The 5,801-nt window shown below is 72.3% G+C and carries 7 protein-coding genes; 5 read left to right on the forward strand and 2 right to left on the reverse strand.

Going from position 1 to position 5,801, the window contains the following annotated elements:
- A partial coding sequence (locus tag G3I65_RS36695) for a hypothetical protein (RefSeq protein WP_160700167.1) occupies nt 1-207 on the reverse strand: 207 nt, incomplete at its 3' end.
- A gap of 99 nt (nt 208-306) precedes the next feature.
- On the opposite strand from G3I65_RS36695, the gene G3I65_RS36700 reads away from it, so the two are divergent.
- The gene (locus tag G3I65_RS36700) at nt 307-621 is read left to right on the forward strand and encodes a nuclear transport factor 2 family protein (protein WP_160700168.1); all 315 of its coding nucleotides are present in this window, start codon (nt 307-309) and stop codon (nt 619-621) included.
- A gap of 14 nt (nt 622-635) precedes the next feature.
- On the opposite strand, the gene G3I65_RS36705 is transcribed toward G3I65_RS36700, so the two are convergent.
- Complete coding sequence (locus G3I65_RS36705; protein ID WP_163046815.1) at nt 636-1,337, reverse strand: IclR family transcriptional regulator; 702 nt, start codon at nt 1,335-1,337, stop codon at nt 636-638.
- A 143-nt stretch (nt 1,338-1,480) separates the two neighbouring features.
- On the opposite strand from G3I65_RS36705, the gene leuC reads away from it, so the two are divergent.
- The 4 genes from leuC to G3I65_RS36725 all read left to right on the forward strand — a co-directional run.
- Entirely contained in the window at nt 1,481-2,914 is a 1,434-nt protein-coding gene (leuC, locus tag G3I65_RS36710; RefSeq protein WP_160700169.1) for a 3-isopropylmalate dehydratase large subunit, read from the forward strand.
- A gap of 20 nt (nt 2,915-2,934) precedes the next feature.
- Nucleotides 2,935-3,537 (forward strand): 3-isopropylmalate dehydratase small subunit, encoded by a 603-nt coding sequence (gene leuD / locus G3I65_RS36715; protein WP_160700170.1) that lies wholly within the window; start codon nt 2,935-2,937, stop codon nt 3,535-3,537.
- Between the two features lie 227 nt (nt 3,538-3,764).
- The gene (locus tag G3I65_RS36720; RefSeq protein ID WP_160700171.1) at nt 3,765-4,382 is read left to right on the forward strand and encodes an HU family DNA-binding protein; all 618 of its coding nucleotides are present in this window, start codon (nt 3,765-3,767) and stop codon (nt 4,380-4,382) included.
- Between the two features lie 784 nt (nt 4,383-5,166).
- A partial coding sequence (locus tag G3I65_RS36725) for an AfsR/SARP family transcriptional regulator (protein WP_309235908.1) occupies nt 5,167-5,801 on the forward strand: 635 nt, incomplete at its 3' end.

A 5,801-nucleotide genomic window follows, 5' to 3' on the forward strand; every position in this document is an offset into this window, starting at 1 on the left:
GTCGTCGGTGAGCTCCGCCCGCGCCCACTGCCCGACGGCGACCACCCGCGCCGGCCGGATCAGGCCCGCCCGCGCCAGCTCGTGCGCGGTCGCCTGGTCGCAGCACGGCAGGCCGTCGACCCGCAGGTCCGGTTCGCAGCTGCAGGTCAGTTCGGCGCGGCCGGCCCCGACCGCCCGCAACATCGCCAATTCCCGCCGGTTCAACATCGTGGTCCCCCTCCGTGGAGCTGTCGGATAAGAGACGTGACCGCCGTCACCGAATACGCGGAATTCGCGAGGTTCCCCCGAACGGTGCACCATGGGCCCATGACGGATCCGATCGGCGACCCCGCGGTGCGCGCCTTCGTCGACGCGCTGAACGCGGGCGACCGCACGGCGTTCCGGGCCGCGCTGACCCCGGACGCGACGATGTCCGACGACGGCACCGAGCGCGACCTGGGGGAGTGGACCGAGCGGGAGATCTTCTCCAGCCACGGCCACCTCGAAGTCGAGTCCGCGACCGGCGACGGGCGGGAGTTCGTGGCGAACTACGCCAACTCGACGTGGGGCGCGATGCGCACCCGATGGGCCTTCACGGTTCGCGACGGCAAGGTGGCGCGCTTCGAAACCGGTCAGGCCTGAGCGCTGACGCGGTCCTAAAGCCGTTCCTGCAACGCGTCCGCGGCCGCGAGGAGGTCCGCCGCCCAGCGGGCGCCCGGCTTGCGGCCGATGCGCTCGATCGGGCCGGAGACCGACACCGCCGCCACGACCGTTCCCGCCGAATCGCGCACCGGCGCCGAAATGCTGGCCACGCCGGGTTCGCGCTCGGCCACGCTCTGAGCCCACCCGCGCCGCCGCACCTCCAGGAGCGTGCGCTCGCCGAAGACCGCGTCGGCCAGGATCGTGCGCTGCGTGTGCGGGTCGGCCCACGCCGCGAGCACCTTCGCGCCCGAGCCGGCCGTCATCGGCAGGCGTGACCCGATCGGGACGGTGTCGCGCAGGCCACTCGGCGGTTCCGCCGTGGCGACGCACACGCGCTGGACGCCGTCGCGCCGGTAGAGCTGCACGCTTTCGCCGGTGACGTCCCGCAGCTTCGGGAGCACGACGCCCGCCGCGTCGAGCAGGGGATCCGTCGAGCCGCCCGCCAGCTCGGCCAGTGCGGTACCGGGGCGCCAGCGCCCGTCCGGACCGCGGCGCAGCAACCGGTGCACCTCGAGCCCGACCGCGAGCCGGTGCGCGGTGGCGCGCGGCAGACCGGTCCGCGTGCAGAGTTCCGCGAGGCCGCAGGGGTCGTCCGCGACCGCCTGCAGCACGGCCACTGCTTTGTCCAGTACTCCGATACCGCTATGCTGTCCCACGACCCGATACTAGCGTCCCGCACTTTGGGAAGTCCAGTATCTGGGAAAACCCTGAACTCGAGCTGCGCCCCTCCTTCGCGGCTCGCATTCGCCCCCGCGGTGCGCGCCCGAGTTCCGACGTCGAACCGTGGAAGGAGCCGGAGATGACCAGCCCGACCGGCAAGGCCCGCACACTGGCGGAGAAGGTGTGGGAAAGCCACCTCGTGCGCCGAGGGGAAGGCGCCGAACCGGACCTGCTCTACATCGACCTCCACCTGCTGCACGAAGTGACCAGCCCGCAGGCCTTCGACGGCCTCCGCCTGGCCGGGCGGCCGGTGCGCCGCCCCGACCTGACCATCGCGACCGAGGACCACAACGTCCCGACCGTCGACATCGAGCTCCCCATCGCCGATCCGGTCTCGCGCACCCAGGTCGACACCCTTCGCCGCAACTGCAAGGAGTTCGGTGTCCGGCTGCACCCGATGGGTGACGCCGAGCAGGGCATCGTGCACGTCATCGGCCCGCAGCTCGGCCTGACCCAGCCCGGCATGACCGTGGTCTGCGGCGACAGCCACACCTCCACGCACGGCGCGTTCGGCGCCATCGCCTTCGGCATCGGGACGTCCGAGGTCGAGCACGTCCTGGCCACCCAGACGCTGCCGCTCCGTCCATTCAAGACGATGGCGATCACCGTCGACGGGCAGCTGCGCCCCGGTGTCACGGCGAAGGACATCATCCTCGCGGTGATCGCCAAGATCGGCACCGGCGGCGGCCAGGGCTACGTCCTGGAGTACCGCGGCTCGGCCATCGAGGCGCTCTCGATGGAAGCCCGGATGACCGTCTGCAACATGTCGATCGAGGCCGGCGCCCGGGCCGGGATGATCGCCCCGGACGAGACGACGTTCGAGTACCTGAAGGGCCGCCCGCACGCGCCGAGCGGCGCCGACTGGGACGCGGCGGTCGAGAACTGGCGGCAGCTGCGCACCGACGAAGGCGCCGAGTTCGACGCCGAGGTGCACCTCGACGCCGGCGAGCTGACGCCGTTCGTGACCTGGGGCACCAACCCTGGCCAGGGCCTCCCGCTGGGCGCCGAGGTGCCCGACCCGGAGCTGATCCCGGACGAGAACGACCGCGTCGCGGCCGAGAAGGCCTTGTCCTACATGGACCTCAAGCCCGGCACGCCGCTGCGGGAGATCGCGGTCGACACCGTCTTCCTCGGCTCCTGCACCAACGGCCGGATCGAGGACCTGCGGGCCGCGGCCGAGGTGCTGCGCGGCCGGAAGGTCGCCGACTCGGTCCGGATGCTGGTGGTCCCCGGCTCGATGCGCGTCCGCAAGGCCGCCGAGGCCGAGGGCCTCGACACCGTGTTCACCGAGGCCGGCGCCGAATGGCGGCAGGCCGGCTGCTCGATGTGCCTGGGCATGAACCCGGACCAGCTGAAGCCGGGGGAGCGCAGCGCGTCGACGTCGAACCGCAACTTCGAGGGCAGGCAAGGCAAGGGCGGCCGGACGCACCTGGTGTCGCCGCTGGTGGCCGCCGCCACGGCCGTCCGGGGGACGCTTTCGTCGCCGGAAGACCTGCTGACCGCCGCCCGCTGACCACCCGAGGAGCTACTGCCATGGAACCGTTCACCCAGCACACCGGCGTCGGCGTGCCGCTGCGCCGGTCCAACGTGGACACCGACCAGATCATCCCGGCGGTCTACCTCAAGCGGGTCACCCGGACCGGCTTCGAGGACGGCCTGTTCGCCGCCTGGCGCGGCGACGAGGACTTCATCCTGAACCAAGAGCCGTTCAAGAACGGCAGCGTGCTGGTCGCGGGGCCGGACTTCGGAACCGGTTCCTCCCGCGAGCACGCCGTCTGGGCGCTGATGGACTACGGCTTCCGGGCCGTCATCTCCGCCCGCTTCGCCGACATCTTCCGCGGCAACTCCGGCAAGGGCGGCCTGGTGGCCGCGCAGTGCGAGCAGCACGACGTCGAACTGCTCTGGAAGCTGCTCGAGAACGAGCCCGGCACGGAGGTCACGGTCGACCTCGAGACCAAGACCGTGCGCGCCAAGGACTTCACCGCGCCCTTCCAGATCGACGACTACGTCCGCTGGCGGCTGCTGGAGGGCCTCGACGACATCGCTCTCACGTTGCGCCATGCCGGTGAGATCGATGCCTTCGAGGGCGCCCGCCCGTCCTGGAAGCCGACCACGACGCCGATCACGGCCGGCTAGTCCGGTTTTGAGCGGGATCCCTTGCCGGGCAAGGGATCCCGCTTCTTTTTTAGGCACGCCGAAACTGTGTCAAACGGCCCTCCTGAGGCCTTCTCCGCGAGGCGAAACCCGCCCCGGGGCAAGGGAAAAGGTCCGCGCACCGTTTGGAATTTGTGCTGCCTTGGTAATACCGTGTGCTGGTCGGCCGACCGGGCCGTGGACGGGTACTCCCTTCTTGGAGGACTGGTATGGCCAACAAGGCCCAGCTGATCGAGGCGCTGTCGGAGCGCTTGGGCGACAAGAAGGCCGCTTCCGAGGCGGTCGACGGTCTGGTCGACATCATCATCCGGACGGTCAACAAGGGCGAGAAGGTCAACATCACCGGCTTTGGCGTGTTCGAGAAGCGCGCCCGCGCGGCCCGGACGGCCCGGAACCCGCGCACCGGCGAGGCCGTGCGCGTCAAGAAGACGAACGTGCCGGCCTTCCGAGCGGGGACCACGTTCAAGGACGTCGTTTCGGGCGCGAAGAAGCTGGCCAAGGCGGCGCCGGTGAAGCGCGCGGCGGCGTCCCGGACGACCACGTCCCGCGCGGCGGCGGCGAAGCCCGCGACGACGCGGACTCGCGCGGCGGCGGCGAAGCCAGCGGCGGCGAAGCCGGCGACCACGCGCACGAGGGCGGCGGCCACGAAGACGACAGCGGCGAAGCCGGCGGCGGCCAAGACCACGGCGGCGAAGCCCGCTGCGAGGACGACCGCGGCCAAGACGACTGCCGCGAAGACGACGGCGGCGAAGACGACCACGGCCCGGAAGGCCACCGCAGCCAAGGCACCGGCCAGGCGGCCGTCGACAGCGGCGAAGAAGAGCTGACCGGCCAAAACTGTCGGACCCCTGCGGTAACGTGAAATCAGGGGGTCCCCAGGGGGCGACCTCTGGTCAGGCGAGCGAATTTTCCGGCAGGGCCCCGCGCGAACCGCGCGGGGCCCTTTCGCGCGTCCGGGCCGGTGGGGGAGGAGCGATCAGGGGCGGCAGGTGACCTGCCCGGTCCGGCGAGGTTGGCAGCCGCCGCGCGTTTCGGGCTCGTGCGGTGGAAGCGATCGGGGCTGGGAGGGGCCGACCGGGCAGGCGAGGTGAGCTGTCGTCGCTCGGGTCGTGCGTCGTGCCGGTGCGGTGGAAGCGATCCGGGCTGGGAGGGGCCGACCGGGCAGGCGAGGTGAGCCGCCGCCGTTCAGGTCGTGCGTCGTGCCGGTACGGCAGAAGCGAACCGGGCCGGTAAGGACCGACCGGACACGCGACGTGGGTTGTCGCCGCTTGGCCGCACGCCGGGCCGGTGCGGCGGAAGCGAACCCGGCCGCCCATCCGCCCCCGGTGCGCCGAACCGATCCCCGCCCCCGAACACCCGGCTCCCGAACCGAAAGTCACCCACCGCCAACTCCCGTGTCCCGCACCCCACCCGCTCGGCCCAACCCCGCGCCCGGGACCGGTTCCGCCCAATTTCGCAAAGTGGCTTGAGCGCCCGGCCGAGTGATGCCACGCTGCGTTCCTCGGGGCCCGCTCGCGGGCCCGGCGGCGCGCGACGGCTGATCTGGGGGCGACCACCATCGACATCCGGCTGCTCGGCCCGTTCCAGGTGCGCGTCGGCGGTTCCCCGGTCGTGCTGACCAGTTCGCGCCAGCGGGCGCTGCTCGCGACCCTCGCGCTCGCCGCGGGGCGGCTGGTGTCGATCGACGCGCTCGCGCGCGGGGTGTGGGGTGAGACGCCGCCCGCGCACATCCGGGGCAGCCTGCAGACCTACGTCATGCGCCTGCGCCGGCTTTGCGGCGAAGACGTCGTCGTCACCGAACCGGAGGGGTACCGGCTGGTCGTCGACCCGTCCCGGGTGGACGCGCTGCGGTTCCTGCGCGCCCTCGACCAAGCCGCCGCCACGAGCGATCCCGCGCAGCGGCGGGCGCTGCTCACCGCCGCGCTCGCGACCTGGGGCGGGACGCCGCTGGAAGGGGTCGGGTCGCCCGCGCTCGCCGCCGAATGGGAGCCGCTGCTCACCGAACGGCACCTCTTCGCCGTCGAACAGCGCATCGACCTCGACACCGGGCTCGTCCCCGACGCGCGGCTCGTCGCGGAGCTGACCGACCTCGTCGCCCAGCACCCGCTGCGGGAGTCGTTGTGGGAACGGCTGGTCCGCGCCCTCGCCCGGTCCGGGCGCCGCGCCGAAGCGCTCGCGCGCTACGCCGGGTTGCGCGCGCTGCTGGCCGACGAACTCGGGGTCGAACCCGGCGAAGACCTGCGGCG

The organism is Amycolatopsis sp. SID8362 (assembly GCF_010550475.1).
Taxonomy (GTDB): domain Bacteria; phylum Actinomycetota; class Actinomycetes; order Mycobacteriales; family Pseudonocardiaceae; genus Amycolatopsis; species Amycolatopsis eburnea.

Excerpts from the sequence above, each read along its gene's own strand:
- G3I65_RS36720 (WP_160700171.1), top strand. The coding sequence starts at position 3,765 with ATGGCCAACAAGGCCCAGCTGATCGAGGCGCTGTCGGAGCGCTTGGGC.
- leuD (WP_160700170.1), top strand. The coding sequence starts at position 2,935 with ATGGAACCGTTCACCCAGCACACCGGCGTCGGCGTGCCGCTGCGCCGG.
- leuC (WP_160700169.1), top strand. The coding sequence starts at position 1,481 with ATGACCAGCCCGACCGGCAAGGCCCGCACACTGGCGGAGAAGGTGTGG.
- G3I65_RS36700 (WP_160700168.1), top strand. The coding sequence starts at position 307 with ATGACGGATCCGATCGGCGACCCCGCGGTGCGCGCCTTCGTCGACGCG.